The following is a 26,509-nucleotide window of genomic DNA, read 5'->3' as shown; positions in this document are numbered from 1 at the left end:
CCTGTCCCTTTAGATTGTCATGAGAACACCGCCGTAAGTCAGTCCGGCCCCAAAGCCCACTGCCATCATCCGGTCTCCCCGCTTGATTTCTTTTCTTTCCAGGCATTCCGCCAATGCCACCGCTACGCTGGCCGCGGAGGTATTTCCGTACTGCTCCACGTTCAGGAAACACTTCTCCTCCGAAATGCCCATCTTCCGAACGGCACTTCGAATGATCCGCATGTTGGCTTGATGGAAGATATACCGATCCACATCCTCGACGGTTCTGCCCGCCCGGCGCAGAAGCTCTTCTCCGCACTCCGGCACCGCCGATACCGCAAAACGATACACTTCCTGTCCCGCCATCCGGATATTGGGATCGAATCGGTCGCACCACAGGATATCGTGGTTGGGTTCCGTTCCCTCCAGGTGCTCAAACTCCCCGTCCGGATCTGCTTCCAGCACCACAGCTCCCGCCGCATCGCCGAAGAGGACGCAGGTTCTCCGGTCCTCCATGTCCATCATGGGACTGATTTTCTCGCTTCCAATCAGCAAAATCCGCCGAAAACCGCTGCTCATCAGCGCGTTGGCCAGCACCAGTCCGTACACGAATCCGGAGCAGGCGCTGTTCACGTCCAGGGTCATCACCTTTCCGGAAATGCCCAGCCGACCCGCCACTTCCGCCGCCATGGACGGTGTCGCCATATCCGGCGTAAAAGTAGCCACGACCAGTCCGTCGATTTCCGACTTCTCTTCCGGTGTCAGATGGGCCACTGCTTTCGCTCCGGCCTCTGCCGCCATATCCAAATTACTTTTATTCTCTGCAAAATACCGCTGGCCGATTCCCGTCTTGCTTCGAATCCACTCATCGCTGGTATCCACATACTGTTTCATGTCCTCGTTGGAAACGCATCGGTCTCCGTGGGCACTGCCCCATCCGAGGATTTTCATTCCTGCCATAATTACTCCTGTTCTTCTCCTGAATCCCACGGATTCTCCCGAAGGAGCTCCCGTCCCACGTTCCGGAGTCTCCGATACCGAAGTTCCGCAATATCCTTTCGGCGAATCCGCTGAAGCTCCGTCAGCGCCTGCGCCACTTCCTTCTCCACTTCTGCGAAAACGAAGGGCCGCTGCTCGTGCGCTCCCTCTCCCGGTTCCGGCACGATGACGTCGCACACGTTCATCTTCTTCAGATCCGGTGCGGTGAGCCGCATCACTTCGCTGGCCTCCTCCCACCGGGTTCCGTCCTTCCACAGGATACTGGCAAAACCCTCCGGCGACAGGATGGAATAGATGGCGTTCTCCAGCATGATCATCCGATCGCAGATACCGATGGCCAGCGCGCCGCCGCTTCCGCCTTCGCCGATAAAAACAGAAATCACCGGCACAGACACCCGGGACAAGGTCTTCAGGCATTCCGCTATGGCGCTGCCCTGACCTCGCTCCTCCGCTTCCTTTCCCGGATATGCCCCCGGGGTATCCACAAAGGTGATAATCGGCCGGTGGAATTTCTCCGCCTGCTTCATCAGGCGAAGGGCCTTCCGGTACCCGTCCGGGTTGGGCATGCCGAATCTTCTTTTCAGGTTTTCCTCCAGGGAACGGCCCTTCTGGTGGCCGATTACCGTCACCGGAATTCCGTGAAAGCTTCCGATGCCTCCGATAATCGCCTCATCCTCCGAGTAGGCCCGATCTCCGCCCAAGGGAAGAAAATCCTCAATCATCGCTTCTATATATTCTTTCGTGGTCGGCCGGGATTCCATCCGGGCAATCCGCACCCGGTCCGCCGGCCGCCGTTCCGTTATCTTCATCATCATTGCTGCTCCTTCAATCACCTACGCGTGCAGCTCCAGAATTCGTCCCAGGGTATCCCGCATTTCGCGGCGATCCACGATTCGATCCAGGAATCCGTGGTCGTACTGGAACTGAGCCCGCTGAAAGCCCTTTGGAAGCTTTTCCCCGATGGTCTGCTCGATGACCCGGGGACCCGCAAAACCGATCAGGGCATCCGGCTCCGCCAGCTGGATATCTCCCAGCATCGCAAAGCTTGCCGTAACGCCGCCGGTAGTCGGGTGAGTCATAACCGATACGTACAGTAGCCCCGCTTCATCGTGTTTGGCCACCGCCGCGGAGGTCTTCGCCATCTGCAACAGGGACATCATGCCTTCTTGCATCCGAGCGCCGCCCGAAGTGGAGAACACGATGACCGGCAGTTTTTTCTTCGTGGCATATTCAAAGGCGCGGGTGACTTTTTCTCCCACCGCCATGCCCATGCTGCCCATCATGAATCGGTTGTCCATCACGACCAACACCGTGCGCCGTCCGTGAATCTTTGCCGTTCCGGTTACCACCGCATCGTTGAGATTTGTTTTATCCCGCATTCCCTGAATCTTCTCGGTATATCCGGGGAAACCCAGCGGATTGCCGCCGCGAATGCTGCGGCCAAATTCCCGAAAGCTTCCGGAATCCGCGGTGATGCGAATCCGCGATGCGGCCGTCATCCCCCGGTGGTTTCCGCAGTGGGGGCAAATATACAGGTTGTCCCGCCATTCCTCCCGCATAGCGGTCTCACCGCAGGCCCGGCATTCCACCGGTTCTTTGTCCCGGCGAATCTTGGCTGCCGGCTCTTTGGCGTGAGCCAGCCGGTGAATGGCTTTCATTACACCCTTTCGTTCCTGAAACGGATTCATTCTTTACTCCTTTATCATTCCTGCTGTCTGAATCATTTCCGTCAGCTCCGGCAGCTCCTCTCCGATGAAACCGGTGTTGTAATTTCCCCGAAGGAATTTCCGGTTGTATAGGATCATCTGCTGTAACGGCTGGGTGGTTTTCGGACCACGGATGATGGTCTCTCCCAGCACTCTTCTCATGCGGCGCACCGCACCGATTCGGTTCTCTCCCTTTACGATGACCTTGGCCACCATGGAATCGTAGTACGGACTGATTTCCGCACCGCTGTACAGGGCGCTCTCCACCCGGGTTCCAAAACCCGACGGGAAGTGCACGAAGTCCACCTTTCCCGGGCACGGAGCGAAATCATTCAGCGGATCCTCGCAGCAGATTCGGCATTCGATGGCATGTCCCTTTACTTGAATCTCATCCTGGGTATACCGAAGGGGCGCGCCGGAGGCAATCCGCAGCTGCTCCGCCACGATGTTAATTCCCGTCACCATTTCCGTTACCGGATGCTCCACCTGAATTCGTGTGTTCATTTCGATAAAATAAAAATTCTCCCGGTCGTCCATGACGAATTCCACCGTGCCGGCACCTTCGTAGTCGCAGGCTTTTGCCGCCGCAACCGCCGCCTCGCACAGGGTCTTTCGGGTGCTTTCCTGAAGGCCGAAGGCCGGGGCTTCTTCCAGCATCTTCTGATTCCGCCGCTGGATGGAGCAGTTTCGCTCTCCCAGATGAATCACGTTATGGTGCTGATCTCCCAAAACCTGCACTTCGATGTGCCGCGGGTTGATGATCAGCTTCTCCAGGTACACGGTGCCGTCGCCGAAGGCCGCTGCCGCTTCCATTCCCGCCTGTTCCATCGCGGTGGGCAGTTCTTCCGGAGAGTCGGCTCTCCGCATGCCGCGGCCGCCGCCACCGGCGGATGCTTTTACCAGCACCGGATACCCGATGCGTTCCGCTACCTTCAGGGCTTCTTCCGGCGTCTTCACGGCGCCGTCCGAACCGGGAACCACCGGAACGCCGGCTTTCATCATCATCTGACGAGCGGTGGATTTGTCCCCCATCTTGGAGATGGTATCCCCATCCGGACCGATGAACTTGATGTCGTTCTCCCGGCACTTCCGGGCGAACTCCGCGTTCTCCGAAAGCAAGCCGAACCCGGGATGGATGCCGTCGCATCCGGTGGACATGGCCGCCTGCAGGATATTGTCCATATTCAGATAACTTCCGGAGGCATTCCCCGGACCGATGCAAACCGCTTCATCCGCAATCAGGGTGTGAAGGGAATTTCGGTCCGCTTCGGAGAACACCGCTACTGCGGGGATTCCGCAGTCCTGACATTCCCGAATGATGCGAACCGCGATTTCTCCTCGGTTTGCCACAAGAATTTTCTTTAACATTTTTCAACCTCGAAAAGCACCTGATTGTATTCCGCCATCTCTCCGTTCACTCCCAGAATGCGGCGAACGATCAAATCGTACGGTGCGGTTAATTCGTTCATCATTTTCATGGCCTCCAGAATGCACAGGGTTTCCCCTTTGGATACCTTCTGGCCCTCCTGAACAAAAGGATCGGCGTCCGGAGACGGTGCCGCATAGAAGGTTCCCACCAGCGGTGCTTTTACCGGCTCCAGATTGTCGTCGGTGCCTGCCGCCGGCGCATTTTCCTTTACGTTCTCCGGGGCACTTGCTGACGGTGCGTTTTCCTTTACGGTCTCCGAGGCACTTGCTGCCGGTGCAGCGGCATTGCCGGAAACCCGTTCCGCGGCCGGATTATTTTGGGCAAAGGAATTGCCGGATGCCATTCCGCTTCCGGCATTTACGCCTCGACCGAACCGAAGCCGCAGTTCCGCAGTCTCCATTTCAAATTCCGTCAAATCCGATTCCTTGAATTCGTTCAGAAGATCCTTGACGATTTTCTGACTGTCCATAATTCACCTACTGATATTTCTCAACACAAGCAACAACGTCGCTGACCAGCTTCATGTTCGGAAGCTCGGTGTCCGGAATCTTCACGCCGAACTCGTCTTCCAGTGCCATTACCAGCTCTACGGCATCCAGGGAGTCGATCTTCAGATCCTCTGCGATGGATGCTTCCGGTGTAATCTTGTCCTCGTCACAGCTCAGGGTGTCTATCATCACTTCTTTTACTCTGTCAAATGTCATTTTCTTTTCTCCTTCTTCGCTTGGTTTTAATTTGGAAATATTTTTTCGGTATGTTTGTTGGTTAAAATATTTTTTGTAAAGAAATTTAAATAAAATATTTTAATTAAAATTCTTGAATATAATACACCCGGTTCCCGACGGTGTCAATACGAGTTATGTGAAGAATCCTTCATATAGTTAAAATTTTTTAATAAAAAAGTATCGGGTAGAGATTCTCAATTGCGGAAAGCCAATCTGTTGGCGTGGCTCAACGGGAAAATCCGATTGACAGAACCGGGTTTTGCGGACATACTGGTGATAGGTTTTTAAATTAAGGAAGGGAGGCACACCATGCCACATATTAATGTAAAGATGTTCCCGGGACGGGACGATGAGAAGAAGAAGGATCTTGCGGACAAGCTGCTGCAGTGCGCACAGGAAGCGCTGGGCTGCCCGGCGGAAGCACTCTCCGTATCCGTTGAGGATGTTGCACCGGAAGATTGGAACCGGGATGTTGGGGAGAAGATTCCGGAAGATAAGATTTACTCCGGCGAGATGTACAAGGTAAAATAGTCGACTTGGCGACTTCACATCGTCGGTTTGGCAACTTCAAAAGAAAAAGATGCAAATGGCTGCGGCTTCGGGAGAGAAAGATGGATTCTCGCTCGGGCCGCAGCTTTTTTTTGCCTTTTCGGTGGCGCGCGGCTCAAGACTTGGTGCAAGGAGCCCCGCTAACCCCTATTACTCCGTTCCCTTTGCACCAAGTTTCATCCTCTTTTCGCCGGCGCGCGGTTCAGGACTTGGTGCAAGGAACCCCACTAACCCTTATTACTCCGTTCCCTTTGCACCAAGTTTCATCCTCTTTTCGCCGCCGCGTGGCGCCGGACTTGGTGCAAGAAGCCCCGCTAACCCTTATTACTCCGTTCCCTTTGCACCAAGTTTCATCCTCTTTTCGCCGGCGCGCGGTTCAGGACTTGGTGCAAGGAACCCCTCTAACCCTTATTACTCCGTTCCCTTTGCACCAAGTCCCGCCCACTTTTCCTCACTGCGGCCCGACGGCAGGCGGCTTCCAGCCGCCCAGGGGGTGCCGCATATGTTTGTACATGTGCACAAAGAATTTGTTTTATTTTGTGTACATCGCTTATTTTTATTGCATTTAACAAATTCTTGAGTATAATATAGTTTATCAAAACAATCGAACAGCCCAAAGGAATCGCAGATATCCGAAGGGCGCGAACTCCTCCGCGGGTTCAAAGGAATATATATAACAGGGATAGAAGGAGATAAGGAAATGAATAATCGAAAAGTTGGAATCATCGGTGTCGGTCACGTAGGAGCTCATGTTGCGTACAGCTTGGCAATTCAGGGCATCGTGGACGAGCTGGTGCTGGCGGACACGGACACCGCCAGAGTGGAGAGTGAATATCAGGATTTGCTGGATGCGCTTCCTCATATGCCGCACCGCACCAGAGTGTCCATCGGAGAATATGAGGATTTGGCCGATTGCGATTTAATCGTTAACAGTGCCGGGCACATTGAGTTGCTCTTGGGATCCGACGATCGATCCAGAGAGCTGAAGTTCACGATTCCCGCCGTTCACACCTGGGTGGACCGCGTTCGCAAAGCCGGTTTCGACGGCGTGGTTCTCAACATCAGCAACCCATGCGACGTCGTTACCCGAGAAATCGCCAAAAGCCTTGGCCTCCCAAAGGGCCGCGTGCTGGGTACCGGCACCGGTCTGGATTCCGCCAGACTGGTTACCCAGATTGTAAAAAAGACCAATGTGGATCCGAATTCCATTCAGGCCTTCATGTTCGGCGAACACGGCAATTCCATGTTTGCTGCCTGGTCCTGTGTCACCGTCAATGGCCTGTCCATCGACGAGATGGCGAAACAAGATCCTCGCTGGGATTTTGACCGACCGGAAGTAGAGCAGCTGGGTCGCCACGGCGGCTGGGTCACCTTCAGCTGGAAGCATGCCACCGAATACTCCATTTCCACCACCGCCGCACGCATGGTAAAAGCAATTCTTCACGATGAGAAGATTCTCATGCCGGCCAGCACCGAGTTGAACGGCGAGTACGGCCAGCGCGACGTCTACGCCGGCGTTCCGTGCATCATCGGCAAAGACGGCGTGGAGCGTGTCGTGGAATTCCCGCTGACGCAGGAAGAACTGGACAAGTTCAACGACAGCTGCAACGCCATCCGCGCCAACATCAAGATTGCAGACTCGCTGTAGTCATTGATGTTCATAAAAATATATTGCCTCGCCGGAAGCGTCCAACCTTCCACTGACAAATTGCGTTTCCGGCCTTGCATTGCATAGTGATGGGACTATTGGTACCTTTGCCAACCTAAGTTTCATTCATTACATTATCACACATGAGAGAGCAGGTCCGTTTTTCGGAGCCTGTTTTCTTCTTTCCTTCGGACATTCTGTACGAAAATAGTTTATTTTTACCTTGACATTTTTACTCATGTAGTATATTATATTTATAAAGAATTATTCCTAATAAGGAGGCTCGATGAAACGACGCAATACCATACAGCGAAATCTGGTGCTGGAAGCCATCCGCACCATGAAGAGTCATGTTACCGCCGAAGAGGTGTTTGAATTTATTCGAAAGAATCACCCCCACATCGGAAAGGGAACTATCTACCGGAATCTGGGGATTTTGGCGGAGGAAGGCGAGATTCGCCGAGTGGAAATCCCGGACGGCCCGGATCGATTTGATTTTACCCTGAAGGATCACTACCATGTGCGGTGCATTCGATGCGGCGAGGTCTTCGATGTGAAGATGGACGCGCTTTCGGATTTGATGTCGAAGGTTCGGGGACCTCGGGGAATGGAATTTCTGGATTACGATATTTCTTTTAAAGGAATCTGCCCGGATTGCCGGACGGAATAGCACAATTTCAACAAGGAGGAAGAAAATGGCTAAGAATAAGTACACAGGAACACAGACAGAAAAGAATTTGCAGGAAGCATTTTCCGGAGAATCTCAGGCGAGAAACAAATACACCTATTTTGCATCCGTTGCGAAGAAGGAAGGCTACGAGCAGATGGCGGCCCTCTTCCAGAAAACCGCGGACAACGAAAAAGAACACGCAAAGATGTGGTTCAAGGAATTGGCAGAGTTGAACGACACTCCGGCGAACCTGGCTGCGGCCGCTGCCGGCGAGAACTACGAATGGACCGACATGTATGATGGTTTTGCAAAGACCGCGGACGAGGAAGGTTTCCCGGAATTGGCGCAGAAATTTCGTGCAGTAGCGGCAATCGAGAAGCACCACGAGGAGAGATACCGGGCGCTGCTGAAGAATATCGAGACTTCTCAGGTATTCGAAAAGAGCGAAGTGAAGGTATGGGAATGCCGGAACTGCGGTCACATCGTGGTAGGAACCAAGGCGCCGGAAGTATGTCCGGTATGCAGTCACCCGCAGAGCTACTTTGAAGTTCATGCAGAGAATTACTAAACGATAAAAGGAGGTACGATTATGAAGTACGTATGTAATGTATGCGGATGGGAATACGACGAAGAGCAGGGTTATCCGGAAGGCGGAATCGCTCCGGGCACCAAATGGGAAGACATTCCGGAGGATTTCGAATGTCCTCTGTGCTCCGTCGGAAAAGACCAGTTCTCGGCAGAATAGTTTTTCAGCCCTCAATTAACACTTAAGAGATAGCGGCGAAGAGCCGGAGCGGGAATCCTGCTTCGGCTCTTCGCCTTTTCATTTTGTATCGTCACAGACTCTTCACACTATAATTAGCACTCACCTATTGACAGTGCTAACAAAAAGAGTTATAACATAGTTGTAATCGGAAAGAGGTTACAACAAGAGAACAGATGAGTTCCGACCAGGAGTGTTCTCCCTGAGAGACTCCACCGGTTCTCCTTCGATTGTGTATAACGTCAGTAAAAGGAGGATTTAATTATGTTACTGCCTAGTGTATTTACAAATGATTTTACAAATGATGACTTTTTTGATGATTTCTTTAACGCTCCGGCAAGAAGAAGCTACATGCCGACCGCAAGCATGAAGTGCGATGTCAAGGAACTGGATCAATCCTATCAGATTGATATGCAGCTTCCGGGATACGACAAAGACGATATAGAAGTTTCCGTGGACAAGGGTTACCTCACCGTATCCGCTTCCCACAAGGAGAACAAAGAAGACAAGGAAGACGGCAAGTACATCCGGAAGGAATGCTTTACCGGCAGCTGCCAGCGCAGCTTCTATGTGGGCGACGCCGTAAAAGGCGAGGACATCGGTGCCGCATTCACCAACGGCATTCTGAGTCTGACCGTTCCAAAGGCCGAAGCGCTTCCGCAGAACGAAACCAAGCAGTTGGTTCATATCGAAGGATAGTCCAACGTGAGACGTTCCCGAAACGCTCCGATAAAAAAAGAATTCGCAGGGTCGGAAGTCTCCGGCTCTGCGATTTTTCTTTTACCCGATTCTTTTGGCGTTCTACTTCAGCCGTTGGGACTCGATAAACTCATTTTTCTTCACCCGGAACGGCGTGCAGTTGCTGCCGTAGAACTCGTACGGCTCGTCGATAACTTCGGCGCCCATTTTCAAAAGTATTTTCAGCGTCACATCCCGAGCGTCTCCGTACACCTCCGAAGCCCCCAGAGCAAACAGTGCACTCAAAACCCCGCGCAGCAGGTCGGTGCCCAGATGGCGGTGCCGAAAGCTTGGATGAACGGCAAAGCGTCCTACATGCGGCCCTTCCGGTTCTTCCCAGGATACGATTCCCCCCACGATCCTGCCGGAAATCTCTATGCACCACCACTGGGGTGATTTCTCTGCAGGAATGTCATCCATGTCCCGCGGGATGCCTTGCTCGATTTCAAAAACATCGGATACCAGGGTCAGCACCCGTTCCTTCTCCTCCGGTCGAACGCAGCGCATCACCGTCAGCTTTTCTCGATTCTCCATTCGTCCTCCACGATTCTTTCTTTATAAGATTAAATCCATAGACCCGATTTTAAACCCCTTGTTAAGTACTATGATATCATAGATTCCCCTTGATGGCAAAGTTCCCCGACTCTTGAATCAGCCGAAGCTTTTCACTGCGCGTCATCTTCTTAATGGCGCATTCTCGCCGCAAAGCTTCCTTCTTATCCATGTATTCCTCATAATATTCCAGCCGCACCGGCCTGCGAGCGCGGGTGTATTTGGCCCCCTTACCGGCATTGTGCATGGCCACCCGGTGCTCCAGATCCGTGGTCCAGCCGGTGTACAGGGTGCCGTCCCCGCACCGGAGAATATATACGTATTGCGTCTTCTGCTGATTCTCTTCCACTGCGCGCTTCTTTCTCTGTTCGGAATTGCGGTATTCGGCCCAACCCCGGTTCCGCCCGCAATCTTTTTAGTGATACTTTTTTCTTTTATATAGTACCACACCGAAAATCCATCCGCCACACAGAAGAAGCGTGACAATTCCGGCCGCATAATACGGCGCGTCGCTGTTTCCCACGCCGGTGACCGTGGCGATGGGACGGTTGTTGGTGACGATCACTTCAATGTCCCCATCCTCTTCATCCAGCACTTCCGCCTCCGTGGCGAGTCCCTTTCCCGCATCGGCATTTTCCCGCTGCACGGCTTGATGCGTCGGTTTTTCACCGGTGGCTTTCTGCCGATAGGAGGCGATGTGGTCGCTGGCCGCTTCCGTAATCCGATACGTTGTACCCGCCGGAAGTTCTTTGAATTGTGCGCTTTCGTCGTCCTTCAATTTCAGACGAAGTTCCGCTTTTCCGCTTTCATCCGAAGAAAAACCTTTTTCCGTAAGCTCTCCCGTGTCCGCCGCTTCGATGCCGTCCGCCTCGTATTCGGCGGAAGGCTTCAGCCCGGATAAGCTCACTTGGAATTCGAACTTCTTGCTTCGATCCCCCAGCGCACCGGTCACTTCCTTACGCAGGGTTAGGGTGCCCACCGGAATTTTTCGGTACACCACTTCAATGTGGTGATCCTTCTGAACATCGGTAAAAGTATATTCGTTCGGATATTCTTTTACATTCACCGCCTCGCCGTCCACGGTCACCTTCTCCAGTTCATACCCATCGTTCGGACGGTAGTGAATGGTCTCATCATCTCCTTCTCCCACCACCACGTCGGGATCGATGGTTCCGCCGGTCACCTTGGTGGTGATTTTGTGTTCAATCCGTTGAAATTGGACATCGATGGTGTAGATTTTGGTCTCCAGCTCCCGGCCCGTCTTGGCGCTTCGCGGGTGTACCGGACTGGTGTACAGGCGATCGAAGCGATAGGTTCCGCCCGCCGGATTGAAATCCACCGGCTCCCCCTCTACCGTCAGGGATTTTACCCGGTACCCTTTCGCCGGGGTGTAATCGTAGGTGGTGGAACTGTTGATAATGTAGGTGGTGAGTCCTTCCTTCTGAATGGAACCGCCCTCGCCTCGAGTGGCTTTCACCGCCACCTCCGGCTGCGTCCACAACGCCGTCCCCATCATTTTCCCGGAAATACTGATGGAACCCGTCCATTTGAAACTAAAGCCCTGAGGCTGCACCGGGGAAATAAAACCGGAGTAATAGGTTCCGTTGTCGCCGCTGGTTCCGGTGGCCTTGTTGTAGGCTTCCATCTTCGCACCGTCCCCGCAGACCCGCAGGTTCTCTCCTACCGTCATCACCTTTTCCAGCGTCTGCATTGCTTTGTTGGAATCACTTTTCTTCGCCAGTGCCACCGGGCTCTCGAATCCGGAAATCAGCTCTACGCCCTCTGCGTAGGGTCCGTTATACCGTTCCGCCGCACTCTTCCCTTTGGCGATGGTGGTATCCTCCACATCCAAATCCCGGAACCCGAAGAGCAACCGCGGATATTTCGCTTCGTCCACCGGCGCATCCGTTCCCGACTGAAGGATTTGAATCTTCACATTGCACTTCGTGGTGATGCAGGCTCCCGCCAACGAATTGGCCGTGGTTCCGTTGTTCACGCTGTACTTCGTGCGCGGGGAAGCGGTGCACAGCTCCGTGGCTTTGCTGTTCGGTCCTGAGGACTGAAGAATTGGCACGTACACCTTTGTGTCATTCCCAATCTTTGAATTCTGATTTTTTCCCAGGGAAAAAGTCCATCCGCTCACCACGACCTTCACGTCGGCCTTGGTGTTGTCCGAAAGAACCGCCCGGTTCCGCCAGCGCAAGGTGATATTTCCTTTTACCTCGTTGGCCTTCGTAACCGCATTGCTTGTGTCATTTCGATTCCGCGTTCCGAACTTCACCGCTCCGTAGTACGCCACAAAATCCCGCTTCTCCGTCTGATTGTTCCCCACGTATCCGTTGTACTTGTGGATATTTCCGTTCGTGGTGGTAATCTCCGCCTCCTGCAGGGGCAGTCCGGTAATCTTCGCGTAATTCTCCGGCAGCTCTTGAAATCGGTCGTAGGTCACCCGAAGATCTTTGGTGGCACCGTATGTGGGCACTCCCGCACCGATTGTGAACAGGGTAAAAAGAAGCAGCGTACCGACAAGGGTGCGCATGCAATCCTTCTTTCGTTTTCGGCGATTCTTCCTTAGACAAAACAACGCCGCCAACGCGCCGAGAAAACCCGCGCCCGGGAGAAACAGGGATTTTACATCTCCCGTCTCCACCAAAGCCGCCTTCTCATACCGATCTTCGTACCGAATTTCCGTCACCTTCTCTCCGTCCGTCTCAATCACCTGCTGCACATCTCCGTCGCTTCGCACTACCACCGTTACCCGGTACACCGAGGAATCTCGGGCGGTGATGCCTTCCGGATTATTCCGGCGATTGACTTCATAGATATACACACCGGGGCCGGGAAAAACGATTTCCCCAAAAGAACGCGTCTCTCCCGCCGGCACACAAAGCCGGTGCCCCACTGCTCCTTCCGGCATGGGAGTATCTTCCGTGGTCCCCCGCAATTGAAAAACACCCTCCGCATCTCCCGGGCTGCCCACTGCACTGTAGCTCACCTTGATCTCCGTCATCCATCGGCTTTCCGCACCCACGGAAACCGCATACATCATGCACAGAATCAGGGCGAGCCAAAGCGTCGCTATTTTTCTCGTCATACTTCTCTCCTTTCTATATGTTGCGCCGTCGCCACAGGAGAAATACCTTCCCCCGAATTTGGTCCTTTTCAATCGTTCCAAAGCATCGACTGTCCGCAGATTCCTCCCTGCAGTCTCCCAGGATAAAAAACCGTCCCGGTTCCACGGTAACCTCTGCCTTTAGATCTCCGGCCGGCGTTTCACTGTAAATTCCCAGTCCCGGCTGTACCGGCTGAATCCGCCCATCGATGGTCAGGCGGTGATCTTCGGTTTTTCCGATAACCGCTCCCTGGCATCCGGCAATCCGCCCCAGGTACACGTTCCCGTCCGCTTCATACACCACGCTGTCCCGGTTGACAAAATCTCCGCACCGATAGTACACCACCAGGTCTCCCTCCCGAATCGCCGGTGCCATATCGTTTCTGTCTGCAATCCGGATTCCGAATACGAACGTAAAAACAATCCATAGCGTCAAGGCGAAGGTTCCCGCACGAATCAGGATTCCCTTCCGGATGCTCTTCACGATTCTCTTTTTTTCCGCAATTTCTTCTGTCATTCTTTTCTTCCTTCCGTATGAGACTCTTCCGGTTCCGTCATTCGGCAGAACACCACGATCCTCCGGTCGTCCATATCTCCGGAGCAGGTGGACAGGCACAGGAGCCGGTCCCGGAACTTCCCGCGGACCGGCCGTTTCCGCCTGCACCGGCGGAAGGATTCCATGGGGCGGTTCTTCTTTCCGTTTATGCTGTAGATTTTGGAATCATAGGCATCGAATATGCCTGCCCCGATAATCTCCAAATCGTATCGGCCCTTCGGTGTCAGCAGCTGACCCCTTTTGTTTTTATGGAAGAAATTCTTGTCCAAATACTTCTTCAGGTCGCCGAACATGGCACCTCCGGCCATATGGTGGCCGTGAATGAGCTGGTATCCTTGGGCGAAATCCTTGGGGCATTGCTCGTCCAGAAACAGGGTGCCGCCGGCATAGGTTTTTCCGTAGAAGTCCCGGTCCAAATATTCGAAATTATCCGTTCCCTTCACCACCGGATGGTCCACATGGGTTCCATCCAAAGTGAGCCAGGCGGCCACATCGGGATTAATTTGCCGCAAAGCCGCAAAATCCCGATACGCCACTCCGTCGATTCCCGCCCGGGTAAATCGATACATGTCGTAGTAGGAAAAGCCCACCATGATCAGCAAGGTCAGCACGAACCATTTCAGCATCCATGAGACGATGCGGTCCGCCCGGATGCTTCGCCGTACGCGGCGATTCCAACGATCCAGTTCCCGGCTCTCCTCGGATCTATTCATATTTCCGGCGGCGTGTGGCAATAGCGCCGGCTGCCGCGATAGCCAGAAGTGCCGCCGGTCCGGTGCTCTCCGCTACGCCGGTGACGGTTGCCAGATTTCGCTCATTGATAAAGGCCACCGTGACGGTTCCGTCCGCCTCATCCACGCGTTCCGCTTCGGTGCTCAGTGCTTTGTCCTTGATGTCGTTATCCTTCATCTTGTTCTGAATTTCCGGTGTTTTTCCGGAACCGCTGATTCGGTAGGAAGCGATATGGTCGCTGGCCTGCTCCGTTACCTGATACGATGCGGAAACCGGCAGCCCGTTCAGAACAAATTTTTCATCGTCCTTCAGACGAACGGTGAATTCTGCTTTTCCGGAATCGTCGGAAACGAGGGTCTTCCCTTGAATTGTTCCCACCGATGCCCGTACCACATTCACCCCGTCGTCGGTTCGGTCTCCCGTATCCGCCGCCGCTTCCTCCGTGGTGTAAGCGGTTCCCGGCTCCAATCCGGACAGCTTTACTTGAAATTCGAAGGCTTTATTCCGGTCCCCCAGATTTCCTTTGACGTTGTTGGTGATTACCAGGTCCTGGACGTGGGCGTCATTCCAGAAGCGATAGGCTTCCAGCCGGTTTGGATGCTCGCCGTCGGATGTTCCGACTTTTGCCAGATTTTCCCTGACGTTTTCCGTGGCATCGCTTCCGCCGTTGTCGGTGATTCCGGAGATGTCCGAGAGATTCGGCTGATAATTTTCCTTGCCGGATTCATTCCGATAGGAGGTAATATTGTGCACATATACGCCATCCTCCGTGTTTCCCGCATCGTCGGTTTTGTTTGTTACGTAAACGGCCACAAAATAACTGTGGTCATCGTATGTGACACCCGGCACCTTCTCCGGGTCGGAGCCTTCTTCCGTGAGCTTATACAGATAATAGCCGGCCCGGCGGAACTTGATTTTCACCGGGGTCACGCGGCTCTTCTTCGTGTCGCTGTCCCGCTCCGCCGTCTGAAAATCTCCCACCGTAATCTCGGCATTGGTGCCGTTTACTTTTACCTGATGGTGTTCTGCTGCAGACGCTTCCGGCATAGGCATATTCTCCGCCGCAATGGGCTTTCCGCTGGCGCCGGTGCTTTCGTTGGCGTTGTCAAAACCTCGTACCGCCGTCAGCTTGTACTTCACGTTCCGCAAAGTACCCGGAAATTTTCCGGCATGGTTGGCCGTGAGGATTTTGCCCATGGTCAGGGTGGCTTCGTCACCGGAAACCGCCTGACGAGGGTCCTTTCCCGCAGCCCATGCGCCGCTTGGGATTGCCGCGCCCAAAGTCAGACAGACGGCCAGCAGGCCTGCCCGTATTCTGTGTGATGTGTGATTGGCCGGACCTCCGGTGTGATTGGCCGGACCTTCGGTGTGATTGGCCGGCCCTCCGGTCACTGTGTGGGGGCCGTTGGCCCGTTTTTCTTTTTTCATTTTTCCCTCCTTAGAACTTAAATCGATGACTTTGCATTTGCTGTGGGGATATTATGGCACATAAAAAATTCCCCTTCAGTACACGTTTGTTTTCATCCGGCATGAATGGGTACTGAAAAGGGGAATCTTAAACTTATTATTCGGTTTTTCGGGATTAAAAATATTTACTAGTTGTATTAGAGTATTATTTGCGTGCTAATCTAACCGTTTTCTTCTTTCTGGCCCGGTTGGGTCTGCGATGGGCAGCCGGCGGGCCGGACGTGGTGCACCCCTCCCCGCAATCCCTTATTTCTTCGTCGACGGGCACCACGTCTCCAGAACCCAAGGGACCCGAGGCGAGCCGGACGTGGTGCCTCTCTCCCCGCTAGCCCTTGTTTCTTCGTCGGCGAGCACCACGTCCCCAGAGCCCTAGGGGTCCCCGGCGAGCCGGACGTGGTGCCTCCCTCCCCGCTAGCCCTTGTTTCTTCGTCGCCAAGCACCACGTCCCCAGAGCCCTAGGGGTCCCCGGCGAGCCGGACGTGGTGCCTCCCTCCCCGCTAGCCCTTATTCCTTCGTCGGCGAGCACCACGTCCCTCGAACAATTGGGGCCGCCGGCGGGTCGGACGTGGTGCGCCTCTCCCCACTAGCCCTTATTCCTTCGTCGACGAGCACCACGTCCCTTGAACAATTGGGGCCGCCGGCGGGCCGGACGTGGTGCGCCTCTCCCCGCTAGCCCTTATTCCTTCGTCGCCAAGCACCACGTCCCTCGAACAATTGGGGCCGCCGGCGGGCCGGACGTGGTGCGCCTCTCCCCGCTAGCCCTTATTCCTTCGTCGACGGGCACCACGTCTCCAGAACCCAAGGGACCCGAGGCGAGCCGAACGTGGTGCGCCTCTCCCCGCTAGCCCTCATTCCTTCGTCGACGAGCACCACGTCCCTCGAACAATTGGGACCGCCGGCGGGTCGGACGTGGTGCGCCTCTCCCCGCTAGCCCTTATTCCTTCGTCGGCGAGCACCACGTCCCTCGAACAATTGGGGCCGACGGCGGGCCGGACGTGGTGCGCCTCTCCCCGCTAGCCCTTATTCCTTCGTCGCCAAGCACCACGTCTCCCGGCCCGAATGCCCAACGGCCTGCCGAGACAAAAAAAGCAGGCTGCCCCAGATCCCCCTGGGGCAGCCTGCGAAGTCCACTTAAAGGACTCGTCATTCTATTTCTGCATATACTCGTCCATGTGAGCAGCCGCCAGTTTGCCGGCGCCCATGGCCTTGATTACAGTGGCAGCGCCGGTTACCGCATCACCGCCGGCGAACACGCCTTCTCTGGTGCAAGCACCGGTTTCTTCATCAATCTGAATGCCGCCGCGTGCGTTTTCGTCCAGTCCTTCGGTGGTATCCACGATGAGCTGGTTCAGGCTGGTACCCAGAGCCATGATGACACCGTCTACGTCCAAAGTAAACTCGGAACCCTCAATGGCAACCGGTCTGCGACGTCCGGAAGCATCCGGCTCGCCCAGTTCCATTTTGATGCACTCGATCTGGCTTACGTAGTTGTTCTCGTCGCCCAGAATGCGAACCGGGTTGTTCAGCAGGTGGAACTGAATGCCCTCTTCCTCTGCGTGCTCGATTTCCTCGGCACGAGCCGGCATCTCATCTCTGCCTCTCCGGTAAATTACATGGACCTCAGCGCCCATTCTTTTAGCGCATCTTGCTGCGTCCATGGCAACGTTTCCGCCGCCTACAACCGCAACCTGCTTGTGCTTTTTGATCGGAGTGTCGTACTCGTCCAGGTAGCCCTTCATCAGGTTGATTCGGGTCAAATACTCGTTGGCGGAGTATACGCCTACCAGGTTCTCGCCTTCGATGTTCATGAACTTCGGAAGGCCGGCACCGGTACCGACGAATACAGCGTCGTATCCCTCATCGAACAGGTCCTGGATATCCAGGGATCTGCCCACTACCACGTTGTGGTAGAAGGTGACGCCCTTCTTCCGCAGGGTGTCGATTTCGTATGCCACGATATCCTTTGGCAGACGGAATTCCGGAATTCCGTATACCAGCACGCCGCCCTCTTTGTGGAGACTCTCGAAAACGGTTACTTCGTATCCCTTGTTCACCAGATCACCGGCAGCGGTCAGTCCGGCCGGGCCGGCACCGACAACGGCAGCCTTCTTGCCGTTGGATGGGATTTTTTCTACTTTATCATTGCCGATGTGCTCTCTGTGCCAATCCGCTACGAAACGCTCCAGTCTGCCTACAGCAACCGGCTCGCCCTTGATTCCGCGAACGCACTTTCCTTCGCACTGGGTTTCCTGCGGGCATACACGGCCGCACACTGCCGGCAGGGAGTTGGTGGAAGTGATCACTTCATAGGCACCGGCAAAATCCCCCTCGGCTACCTTTGCGATGAATTCCGGAATCCGTACGTTTACCGGACATCCTGTCACGCAAGGCTTGTTTTTACAATTGAGGCAACGCTGCGCTTCGTTTACCGCCATCTCCTCGGTGTATCCCAGAGCAACTTCCTTAAAATTCTTATTTCTGACATCCGGTTCCTGAGACGGCATCGGTGTCTTTGTCATCTGATTATTCATAGTGTCTTACACCTCCTGTCAGTCGGCAGATATGATCCCGTTCTTCCTTCTCTTCTTCGTGGTAATATGCATTGCGGGCAATGAGTACATCCCAGTCTACCGCTGCCGCATCGAATTCCGGTCCGTCTACGCAGACATACTTGGTCTCGCCGTTAATGGAAACTCGACATCCGCCGCACATTCCGGTTCCGTCGATCATCAGCGCCGTGAGAGATGCGATGGTCTTGATTCCGTAAGGCTTAGTCACCTCGTTGACGAACTTCATCATGATCGGAGGTCCAACGGTGATGACTTCATCGTAATCGTTTCCGGCCTTAATCAGTTCCTCCAGCTTCGTGGTGGTGAACCCCTTCTCGCCGGCAGAACCGTCGTCCGTCATCAGGTAGAAATTATCTACCGCTTCTTCAAACTCTTCCTTCAGCACAATCAGCTCCTCGGTTTTGAATCCGGAAACCATGTCCACCTTCACGCCGGCTTCCGCAAGACCTCTTGCCACCGGGTATGCCAGTGCGTTTCCGGTACCGCCGCCAACCACGCAGACCTTCTTCAGGCCCTCCATGTGGGTCGGTTTTCCCAGCGGTCCAACCACGTCCTGAATGTAATCGCCTACTTCCAGCTGGGACAGCAGCATGGTGCTTCTTCCCACTGCCTGGAAAATCAGGGTTACGGTTCCCGTCTCCTTATTTGTTCCCGCCATGGTAATCGGAACTCTTTCCCCGTATTCATCCACGCGGAAAATAATGAACTGTCCCGGTTTCGCTTTCTTTGCAACAAAAGGTGCCTCGAACTCAATCCAGAACATATCGTGGCTGAGCTGTTTCTTCAGTACAATCTTGTGCATTTCTAACTCCTTCCTCAAGTAAAAATATCCTGCAACGATCCCGCAGTCTCCGCCGGGAAACTACATCTCGTCTTGCATGCGCTGTGTAATCTTCCGCTTCGCCGGATCCTTTGCTCTCCGGTAAAGCACGAACCGCCGGCCGATGGCCTGGACGAAATCTGCTTTTAGCTCATCCGCAACCTGATTGGCGGTCTCCTTGGCCTCCAATTCTGCACCCTCCTGAATGGCCACTTTCAGCAGCTCATTGGCGGTCAGATATTCATCGATGGTCTGCATCACCGCATCCGTCACTCCGGCTCTGCCGACGATTACCGCCGGCTGCACGGTCTGCGCCAGTTTTTTCAAATAACCTCTCTGCTTTCCTGTCAGCATCCTCTCTCCTCCAAAAATAAAATCGCTATCTCGCAGAAGCTTCCGGCTGTTTCGGGTTTACGTCCTCCGGATACGCCGCAATCGGCTCGTTGCTGAGACGCTTGTAGTACGCTTTCGCCTGGTACAGCGCCGCCACCGGATTGTGACCCATCACCCGGTCTTTGGTTACCAGGGTGGTGCACAGGGCATCCGCATATTTATAGAAAAGACTGTCGTGTCCCACGCATAGCCCCACGATCACGTTGAAATCCGTCTTCTCCCGGTTCATGATTTTCGCCTGCATAATCGGATTGCACATAATCGGACCGGTAATCCGGGTGTCCTCTTCCGGGACGCCCACCTTGGTCTTCTCAAAAGAACCCACTTTGCACACGGCGCCTACCACTTCGAATCCGTTCTTCCGAAGGATCCGGGCAAAAATCCGGCTTTCCTCAATCAGACCCACACAGGTGGCAATTCCGATCTTGTGATAGCCCATCCGTTTTGCAAAAGCTACGATTTCCTGCACCCGAGTGTATCGCAGGTAAAAATCCGATTCAATCTGAGCGGATACTACCGACGCCTTCTGATTCTCCGGCTCCTCGTACAGCTTCCACACTTCCGCTCTTTCCTCGTCCGTCAATTCCGTGGTCAGGCAGAAGTCCGGATATTCCTTGTCCCGCGTGTGACAGTTGTATACACCGCAGTCCACACAGGAGCGTTTGGTTTCCTCGTTCATCATGCTCCTCCAATATTTAAAAACATTTGTATTAAGGATAACATATCTTCCTTATTTTTCAAGTAATTCTAAAGATTTTTTGCACTAAAAATTGGTTTACCTCTGTTTTTTATCTGAACTTTTTGCATGAATCTCGAGATTTCCCGTTTTAGCAGTGATGTTGCACGCTTTCATCCCTAAAAAAACCGGCAGGTTTCCCCACCGGTTACACTCCTCATCCGTTGTCCGCTCGGACGCCGAATGCCTTCCCATCTTTTTTTATCGAAAGCTTCGCTGCTGCAGCGCCCTCCGGTACCTTACGACTTTAGTCCGGAGCGCCCGGTAGTTCGCATACCCATCCCGGTCGCTCCGGTTCATCCAAATACCTTCGCCCCTCCGGAAAAACTGCAGGCAGTTCGGATAGAGCATGTAGTCTTCCTCGTAAATCATACGTTCCATCTTTCGAAGCACCGCTTCCACCTTCTCTTCCCACTCCTCCTTATCCGGGAAGCGCACCAGGGAACGCAATTCCGCGACGATTTCATCCTCTTCCATTTTCATCTGCTTCACCCAGCCGGCAGCCCCGTATCCCTTCTTCAGCATCGGATACAGAACATCCCACTTCTTGGCATAATGTTCGCCCACACCTCTCAGAATTTCTACTTCTTCCCGTGTAAGATCCCGGTTCTGCCCGGCGCGTATATTTCTCCGTACCACATCGATCTGCTTCTGCAGCACGGCGTTTTCCAATTTCAGAATGTTCAGATTATTCATCTTCTTCATTTTCTCCTTTCCACCAGAGAAGACCTCTGCCGGAATACCCTACACTCCGGCGCCCCCTCCTCGGTACGGTCATTGTATCATCTGAACTTCCGGAATCCGTAACTGTTTCATGTGCGTTCCATGAACAGCCGGTGATGTGCCCGAGGCGGCTGGACCCGGGGATTCTGCCGGCTTTGGTCGCTTCACCCGGCCGCCCTTTGTCATTTTCCCGGCCGTCTTTCGTGCAAATTGACGATGAAACTCCGGGAAACCGCCTCCCAACGTCAATTCTAATTCAATGGCGTTTTAGCTGCTCTAATAAAGTAATACTTTTTTTGAAAAGTTGACGATGAAGCCCTCAGAATCAAGTCTTCATCGTCAACTCTCTCTTTTCTTCTATTGAAATCTCCGCTCGCTGCTTTTCAAAACAAAAGCAATTGACGTCAAAGCCCCATAAAAGAACCCCTTATCGTCAATTCTTCCGTTTCTATTTAGCTCTCAACTCTAATACTGCCTTGTTCTTTCATGAGCATTGACGATAAACACTAAAAAACCAGGGTTTCATCGTCAATTTCTGTCTTCTAACCTAGATTTCTCGATTTTTCTCGATAAATGTGTACTGAAGGGGAAATTTTTTTCTGTCATAATGATAAGAGAATAATTCTGAAACAGGAAAGGAAGGTCCACTATGAATGATTACAAAAAAATCTGCCTCTTGGCTTTGAACGATCACCGACAGCTCAAACGACAGTATCAAAAGAAAATGCGAAGCCTCTCCGCTTACGATGGAATTCTCTTACAATCCAGTCTTCGCAAAGGAACACCTTACTATTATTGTCTTAAGAAGGGTGGCAAGCGGCGCTATTTAGGTCGGGAAACCCACGAGGTCGTCCGAAAGATTCGTGAACTGCGCTTCTGCAAGAAAATGGTGGAAATTCTGGATGACAACATCCGTCTCCTCCGGGAGTTCACAGAACGGTATTGCGACACCGACGTGGAATCCGTTCGGCAGCGTCTCCCGAAGCAGTACATTCCTCTGTTGACCGACATCCTGGAGCTGAACACCGACAGCATCGAAGCCCGCGTTCAGGCGATGCGGGAACGGAAGGCTGCGATTCCGCCCAGGCATCCGGAGGCCCTTCGGATTACCACCTTTGACGGCACTTTGGTGCGAAGCCGCGTGGAAGCATTGCTGTACGAACGTTTCTGTGCCGCGGGCTTCTACGTCCTCTACGAATATCCCGTCGAATACGCCCCGGGCAAATACCTCTGCCCCGATTTCCTGCTGATTCACCCAGTCACCGGCCAGGTCATTCTCTGGGAGCACTTGGGGCGCTGGTTTCACGCGGAGAATTCCCGGCAGTACCGCGACAGCTTCAACTGGAAAACCGACATCTACCGGGAGCTGGGTTTTATTCCCGGCATCAACCTCCAGATGTCCTTCGAGACCGACAGCGGGCTGGACCTAGAATGGATCTCCGGCCAAATTGAATATTTATACAATTCCGTCCCGACCACATCCCTTCTGGCCATCCGGGAAAAACAGCTTCACGATTTCGCCGACTTCAATCTGCTCATAAAAACAGCTTCGTGATATCCAGCGGCGTCCGACCGACCTCCAAAAAAAATTGACGACAGGCCCTCGTTTCTGGGTACTCTGTCGTCAATTTTCTCGATTTCTCTCTCGATTCCTCGCGTGCTTTCCCGCGCACGGCCGAATCCATATATTTCCATTTAGAATTTGCTCTTTATCGCATTCACCACGAAGCTCTTGAAATCCTCACTTAGGAGAAACTCCCTCATGCCCGTCACATCGTTAATCAGGCGTATGCAAATGGACGCCAGAAAACCGATGACCAGCAGGAGAATAATCGTCGTGGCCGGAATATCCAGGCGGCCCTCGTCCTGCTTCTTCTTTCGCCGCCACAGAACGTAAAGAATTTCCATCAGCACCGTGAATAACAGGATGAAAATTGCACTCATCGTAATCTCCACGGACATGGACTGAATCTCTCCGTCATCCAAAAAATCCATGCTCAGGTGACCCACCATCACGCCGATAATCAGCAATACACATCCAAAAAAATACTCACTTCTTGCCGGTTTCTTCATTATTCCCCCATTAATTCTTCATGATCCCAAAAAATACGCATAAATTTTAGCATTTAAATGCGCGAATTTCAATATAAATCCATTGATTTCTTCATTTTTGCGCTACAATTCTTCCATTTTTGCCGCGATTTCCCGGTAGAACGTCTCCTTCTCGGCATCACGTCTCTCCAAGCAATCCAGCAAATGTCCGTCCTTCATAAAAATAACCTTCCGGCAATACATGGCGATTTTCGGGTCGTGGGTAACGAGAATCACCGTCTTTCCGTCCGTCTCATTGAATTCCGCCAGGGTTTCAATCACTTGCTGTCCCATCACGGAATCCAAATTTCCCGTAGGCTCATCCCCCAGAATGACATCCGGATCGTTGATCAGCGCCCGGCAAAGCGCCACTCGCTGCTGCTGACCGCCGGACATTTCATGGGGATACTTATCCCGATATGCCTGAATTCCGAAACGCTGAATCAGCTTCTCCGTCCGGTCCTTCCGCTGCTGCTCGTCCATTTTATCCAGCAGCGCCGGCAGCATGATGTTCTCCCGCACCGTCAGGCTTCCCATCAGGTTGTAGTCTTGAAAAATAAATCCCATATTCCGCCGGCGAATATCCGCGATCTCGCTTCCCCACAGTCCGGATACCGCATTGCCTTCAAAGAAGTATTCCCCCTCCGTCGCAGACTCAATCAACCCCAGGGTTTTCAGCAACGTGGTCTTTCCGCAGCCGGATCGTCCCATAATCGCAATAAAATCCTGTTTTTCAATTCGGAGATCGATTCCCTTCAGAATCCAATCTCCCTTCTCCTCGTATCTCTTCCGAAGCCCCTTTAGCTCCATCACACTGCTCATTCTCTATCCTCTCCATCACGTCTCGCCGGCGGCAGCTCACCGCCGCACATCTATCGATTCACTCGTCTGTAATATCTCGTCAGCACCGTCAGAACCAGAAGCAGCACGGCCATCGTTCCGCCGCCGAGTCCCAGCAGATTCCGCAGGTACAAAAGGCTCTGACTCCGGCGGAACATCCGCAGAAACGGCAGCAATGCGGCAAAAGGCGCCGACAGTACCAACGCCGCCCCCATGCTGCACAGCACATAGGTTCGAGCCTCCCGATTGAACAGCTTCTCCTGCTCCCGGTCGTTCATCCCCAAAGTGCCCAGCAATCGGTACTCCTTCCGCTGCTCCGCTCCCGCCAAACTGTATCGAATGCAGAAGGTAAACAGCACCATCAATAACAATCCCACCGCGGTCATCTCTTCCATCCGACGGGCAAAATCGGCGGCCGCTTCGTTGTTCTTCTCCGCCTTCGCCACACCGTACCAGGTCCGAATGGATTCATCGTACTGCAGGTCGGAAGAATGCCTCTTCTGAATTTTCTTCAGTACCGATTCCACCGCTTTATTCTGTCCCGTCTTCACCCGAATCAGTACCAGCTGATCCGGTCCCTCCTTCACGGCGGAAGGGGGAATGCTTACCGACGGATCCCGCGCTTGTCGCTTCTGCGAATACACGGACCGGAAATACGAATCGGACAGAACCAGGATGTTTTCCTGATTTCCTGCATGCAAAGCGCCCACCAAATTCGTCCGCTCATAGGTCGCGTCGTGGGGGATGTAGGTCCGGGTCACCTGATTTCGGTCGTAGGCCACCAGCGGCTGCCCCAGCCGGAACAGGTTGCCGCCGCCCCCGCTGTACCATTCCAGATTGTGCGCCTCACTTGCGGCGTTTTGCTGCATCACGATGTGCACACGATGGCCATCCGCGCTGAGATTCAGCTTCTGCGGGGTTTTTCCCGCCTGCCGGCAAAGCTTCCGGTAGCTGCTTTCCGACACCGCAATGTGCTGCCCCTGGGGCCACAGCACCGTCCGGTAATCCTTCTTCAGCCGGGAAATATCTGCCCCCAGCGGCGTGGTCGCCCGCAGCATCGGAAGTTCCTGCAGGGTGCCTTCTTTTTTTAGTCCCTGAAGATCCGGAAGATCCGAATCGTACACCATTGCTACGTAGTCATAGGGCGCGGTTTTTTCCGGCGGAATTCCCTGTGCTGCCAGCCGCGGCAGGAAAATGCCAAACAGCATGATTTGCAGCGCCGTCAGTAAAAACAAAAATCGAACGTTCGTGCGAAACCGGTTGCGCCAAGGGAGGATGGTCAGGAGGCCGGTTTCCGTTACTTGGAGCCGGTCGACGCGTTTTTTCAGAATTCGGGTGGCCGCGCCGTACAGGAACAGGCCAAAACCGGCAATCAGGCCGCCCAGGATGTACAGATCCTCCCCAGAGCCACGGCGGGCGAAGAGGCCCAGGCTTCCCAGCATGACAAACAGGCCGATTCCCATCATCACGCCGGCGCCGTAGCGAGGCACCGGTTCGTTGGCGGAAGATCGGTTGTAACGAAGGACATTTTTGAACTCAAAAATATGATAGTTCACCAAAGTGGAAATCAGAACCACCAGCAGGTAGCAGAGCACGGCCGGCGGAAGCATTCGAAGTAAATTCCCGGCAATCGGAACCCCGATTATTTTCAGGGTGGCCAGTCCCAGGAGGATTCCCCCCGCCAACGCGGTGAGGATACAGGTGCCGTATTCCAGCCCGATGATTCGAATCAGGGTTTTGTTCCGAATTCCCAGGGCGATGTACATGCTGTAATTTTTCATGCGGGTCCGCAGGTATCCACTGATAATCAGGGACAGCATCAGCACCGCCAGGAGCATGAACACCGGCAGCAGCTGTTTCAGGCTGCTTGCTATCTGCTGCTGAAGCGCCGATGCCCCCAGCAGACGAATTCCGCCGCACCCCTGCTCCATTCCCCAGATGACCAGGAGCACCGTCATGGTCAGGACCGCTCCCACCAGGAACAGCAGGAAATCCCGAATGTTGGCCCGGAAGTTCTTGAAAATCACGCGATAGAATTCACTCCCATACCGGCCCGGGAACGCCTCTCGCCGCTTTTTCTCTTCCTTTTCCGCCTGCTCTTTCGCTCGCAGCGCCGCTTCCGCTTCGCGTAGGGCCTGCCGCTCGTCCAGGTATTTTCCAAGCATGGCATCCAGGAACACCAGCAGCATTCCCACGATCATTCCGCCGGAGTACCCGTAATAATTAAAAATCATAAAGGCGCACAGGTACAGAAGCCCCAGAGCATATGCCGCCCCGCTGAGGAATCGTTCCTTTCGGCCGGCAAGAAGCCATGCCGCCCGAAGCAGCAGCACCGCCCCCAAAAAGATGATCAGATAAATGCACCAATAGTTCATGGTGAGATTGGCAATCCCCTCGGTGTTTCCCTTTCCGGCCTCCGTTAGTGCGAATTTCTCAATTCCGCCGGCGGCTTTCACACCATGAATAAAAACACGCACCGAAAAACTTCGGTTCCCTTCTCGAAGCCATGGTGCCAACACCACATCCGCCAAGAAAAGAACCGCCGTCAATACCCGGAAATACCGGGATGGATTCTGTTGTAGATTCTTTTTTTCGTTACTCATGGTTTGATTATATCACCCTTATATCTTATTGGGAACAAATTATAGCGTTCCGGAAGAATAATCCTCATGCAAAAACGACCTGCCCTTTCGGGTCGGCCGTCTCTGCAT

The 26,509-nt window shown here is 53.7% G+C and carries 28 protein-coding genes; 8 read left to right on the top strand and 20 right to left on the bottom strand.

Annotated elements, in window-relative coordinates; all coding sequences use genetic code 11:
• Positions 1–9: 9 nt before the first annotated feature.
• Genes FYJ65_RS03055 through acpP form a run of 6 tightly spaced genes read right to left on the bottom strand, consistent with a single transcriptional unit; the run spans position 10 to position 4,817 of the window.
• Positions 10–939 carry a beta-ketoacyl-ACP synthase 3 gene (locus tag FYJ65_RS03055; protein WP_154553883.1) on the bottom strand — a complete coding sequence of 310 codons (930 nt, stop codon included), beginning with the start codon at positions 937–939 and terminating at the stop codon, positions 10–12.
• A gap of 2 nt (positions 940–941) precedes the next feature.
• A complete protein-coding gene (locus FYJ65_RS03050; RefSeq protein ID WP_154553882.1) occupies positions 942–1,793 on the bottom strand; it encodes an acetyl-CoA carboxylase carboxyltransferase subunit alpha in 852 nt (283 codons plus the stop codon).
• An 18-nt stretch (positions 1,794–1,811) separates the two neighbouring features.
• Positions 1,812–2,666, bottom strand: coding sequence for an acetyl-CoA carboxylase, carboxyltransferase subunit beta (accD, locus tag FYJ65_RS03045; protein ID WP_154553881.1), 855 nt, complete (start codon positions 2,664–2,666; stop codon positions 1,812–1,814).
• A gap of 3 nt (positions 2,667–2,669) precedes the next feature.
• Positions 2,670–4,052 carry an acetyl-CoA carboxylase biotin carboxylase subunit gene (gene accC / locus FYJ65_RS03040; RefSeq protein ID WP_154553880.1) on the bottom strand — a complete coding sequence of 461 codons (1,383 nt, stop codon included), beginning with the start codon at positions 4,050–4,052 and terminating at the stop codon, positions 2,670–2,672.
• Positions 4,046–4,582, bottom strand: coding sequence for an acetyl-CoA carboxylase biotin carboxyl carrier protein (gene accB / locus FYJ65_RS03035; RefSeq protein ID WP_154553879.1), 537 nt, complete (start codon positions 4,580–4,582; stop codon positions 4,046–4,048). Before accB ends, accC begins: the two co-directional genes overlap by 7 nt.
• 7 nt (positions 4,583–4,589) lie before the next feature.
• On the bottom strand, positions 4,590–4,817 hold the full coding sequence (gene acpP, locus FYJ65_RS03030; RefSeq protein WP_154553878.1) for an acyl carrier protein: 228 nt from the start codon (positions 4,815–4,817) through the stop codon (positions 4,590–4,592).
• A gap of 330 nt (positions 4,818–5,147) precedes the next feature.
• Between acpP and FYJ65_RS03025 the strand changes: the two genes are divergently transcribed.
• From FYJ65_RS03025 to FYJ65_RS02995, 7 genes are all read left to right on the top strand, one after another.
• A complete protein-coding gene (locus FYJ65_RS03025) occupies positions 5,148–5,369 on the top strand; it encodes a tautomerase family protein (RefSeq protein WP_154553877.1) in 222 nt (73 codons plus the stop codon).
• Between the two features lie 49 nt (positions 5,370–5,418).
• A complete protein-coding gene (locus FYJ65_RS03020) occupies positions 5,419–5,967 on the top strand; it encodes a hypothetical protein (protein WP_154553876.1) in 549 nt (182 codons plus the stop codon).
• Positions 5,968–6,087: 120 nt separating this feature from the next.
• Complete coding sequence (locus FYJ65_RS03015; RefSeq protein WP_154553875.1) at positions 6,088–7,035, top strand: L-lactate dehydrogenase; 948 nt, start codon at positions 6,088–6,090, stop codon at positions 7,033–7,035.
• A 286-nt stretch (positions 7,036–7,321) separates the two neighbouring features.
• A complete protein-coding gene (locus FYJ65_RS03010) occupies positions 7,322–7,705 on the top strand; it encodes a Fur family transcriptional regulator (RefSeq protein WP_154553874.1) in 384 nt (127 codons plus the stop codon).
• Positions 7,706–7,730: 25 nt separating this feature from the next.
• Positions 7,731–8,273: a rubrerythrin gene (gene rbr / locus FYJ65_RS03005; protein WP_154553873.1), complete on the top strand. Its 543-nt coding sequence runs from the start codon at positions 7,731–7,733 to the stop codon at positions 8,271–8,273.
• Positions 8,274–8,294: 21 nt separating this feature from the next.
• Entirely contained in the window at positions 8,295–8,450 is a 156-nt protein-coding gene (locus tag FYJ65_RS03000) for a rubredoxin (protein ID WP_154553872.1), read from the top strand.
• 282 nt (positions 8,451–8,732) lie between these two features.
• Complete coding sequence (locus tag FYJ65_RS02995; protein WP_154553871.1) at positions 8,733–9,167, top strand: Hsp20/alpha crystallin family protein; 435 nt, start codon at positions 8,733–8,735, stop codon at positions 9,165–9,167.
• 102 nt (positions 9,168–9,269) lie between these two features.
• Here FYJ65_RS02995 and FYJ65_RS02990 read toward each other — a convergent pair whose 3' ends face one another.
• From FYJ65_RS02990 to FYJ65_RS02940, 11 genes are all read right to left on the bottom strand, one after another.
• The gene (locus FYJ65_RS02990) at positions 9,270–9,740 is read right to left on the bottom strand and encodes a GNAT family N-acetyltransferase (RefSeq protein WP_154553870.1); all 471 of its coding nucleotides are present in this window, start codon (positions 9,738–9,740) and stop codon (positions 9,270–9,272) included.
• A gap of 76 nt (positions 9,741–9,816) precedes the next feature.
• Complete coding sequence (locus tag FYJ65_RS02985) at positions 9,817–10,107, bottom strand: GIY-YIG nuclease family protein (protein ID WP_328603033.1); 291 nt, start codon at positions 10,105–10,107, stop codon at positions 9,817–9,819.
• 66 nt (positions 10,108–10,173) lie between these two features.
• Entirely contained in the window at positions 10,174–12,852 is a 2,679-nt protein-coding gene (locus FYJ65_RS02980) for a DUF7601 domain-containing protein (RefSeq protein WP_154553869.1), read from the bottom strand.
• A gap of 13 nt (positions 12,853–12,865) precedes the next feature.
• A complete protein-coding gene (gene lepB, locus FYJ65_RS02975) occupies positions 12,866–13,387 on the bottom strand; it encodes a signal peptidase I (RefSeq protein ID WP_154553868.1) in 522 nt (173 codons plus the stop codon).
• Positions 13,384–14,139, bottom strand: coding sequence for a class B sortase (locus FYJ65_RS02970; RefSeq protein WP_154553867.1), 756 nt, complete (start codon positions 14,137–14,139; stop codon positions 13,384–13,386). Before FYJ65_RS02970 ends, lepB begins: the two co-directional genes overlap by 4 nt.
• Positions 14,132–15,586 carry a DUF7601 domain-containing protein gene (locus FYJ65_RS02965; RefSeq protein ID WP_154553866.1) on the bottom strand — a complete coding sequence of 485 codons (1,455 nt, stop codon included), beginning with the start codon at positions 15,584–15,586 and terminating at the stop codon, positions 14,132–14,134. Before FYJ65_RS02965 ends, FYJ65_RS02970 begins: the two co-directional genes overlap by 8 nt.
• Positions 15,587–16,773: 1,187 nt before the next feature.
• Positions 16,774–18,156 carry an NADPH-dependent glutamate synthase gene (gene gltA, locus FYJ65_RS02960; protein WP_235898184.1) on the bottom strand — a complete coding sequence of 461 codons (1,383 nt, stop codon included), beginning with the start codon at positions 18,154–18,156 and terminating at the stop codon, positions 16,774–16,776.
• Entirely contained in the window at positions 18,149–18,997 is an 849-nt protein-coding gene (locus tag FYJ65_RS02955; RefSeq protein ID WP_154553865.1) for a sulfide/dihydroorotate dehydrogenase-like FAD/NAD-binding protein, read from the bottom strand. Before FYJ65_RS02955 ends, gltA begins: the two co-directional genes overlap by 8 nt.
• Before the next feature lie 60 nt (positions 18,998–19,057).
• Positions 19,058–19,369, bottom strand: a complete 312-nt coding sequence (locus FYJ65_RS02950) for a YhbY family RNA-binding protein (protein WP_154553864.1) — start codon at positions 19,367–19,369, stop codon at positions 19,058–19,060.
• A 25-nt stretch (positions 19,370–19,394) separates the two neighbouring features.
• A complete protein-coding gene (locus FYJ65_RS02945; protein WP_330636935.1) occupies positions 19,395–20,090 on the bottom strand; it encodes a DUF1847 domain-containing protein in 696 nt (231 codons plus the stop codon).
• A gap of 255 nt (positions 20,091–20,345) precedes the next feature.
• Positions 20,346–20,849, bottom strand: coding sequence for a hemerythrin domain-containing protein (locus FYJ65_RS02940; RefSeq protein WP_154553863.1), 504 nt, complete (start codon positions 20,847–20,849; stop codon positions 20,346–20,348).
• Positions 20,850–21,516: 667 nt separating this feature from the next.
• Between FYJ65_RS02940 and FYJ65_RS02935 the strand changes: the two genes are divergently transcribed.
• Positions 21,517–22,422 (top strand): hypothetical protein, encoded by a 906-nt coding sequence (locus FYJ65_RS02935; protein WP_154553862.1) that lies wholly within the window; start codon positions 21,517–21,519, stop codon positions 22,420–22,422.
• 140 nt (positions 22,423–22,562) lie between these two features.
• Here the strand turns inward: FYJ65_RS02935 and FYJ65_RS02930 are convergent, their stop codons facing one another.
• From FYJ65_RS02930 to FYJ65_RS02920, 3 genes are all read right to left on the bottom strand, one after another.
• Entirely contained in the window at positions 22,563–22,940 is a 378-nt protein-coding gene (locus tag FYJ65_RS02930; RefSeq protein WP_154553861.1) for a hypothetical protein, read from the bottom strand.
• Between the two features lie 102 nt (positions 22,941–23,042).
• Positions 23,043–23,780 carry an ABC transporter ATP-binding protein gene (locus FYJ65_RS02925; protein WP_154553860.1) on the bottom strand — a complete coding sequence of 246 codons (738 nt, stop codon included), beginning with the start codon at positions 23,778–23,780 and terminating at the stop codon, positions 23,043–23,045.
• Positions 23,781–23,830: 50 nt separating this feature from the next.
• Positions 23,831–26,401: an ABC transporter permease gene (locus FYJ65_RS02920; RefSeq protein WP_154553859.1), complete on the bottom strand. Its 2,571-nt coding sequence runs from the start codon at positions 26,399–26,401 to the stop codon at positions 23,831–23,833.
• Positions 26,402–26,509 lie beyond the last annotated feature (108 nt).

This window comes from Mogibacterium kristiansenii, from assembly GCF_009695905.1.
Classification (GTDB): Bacteria; Bacillota; Clostridia; order Peptostreptococcales; family Anaerovoracaceae; genus Mogibacterium_A; species Mogibacterium_A kristiansenii.
The sequence above is the reverse complement of the archived record's forward strand: the minus strand, read 5'-3'. Positions and strand labels throughout refer to the sequence as shown.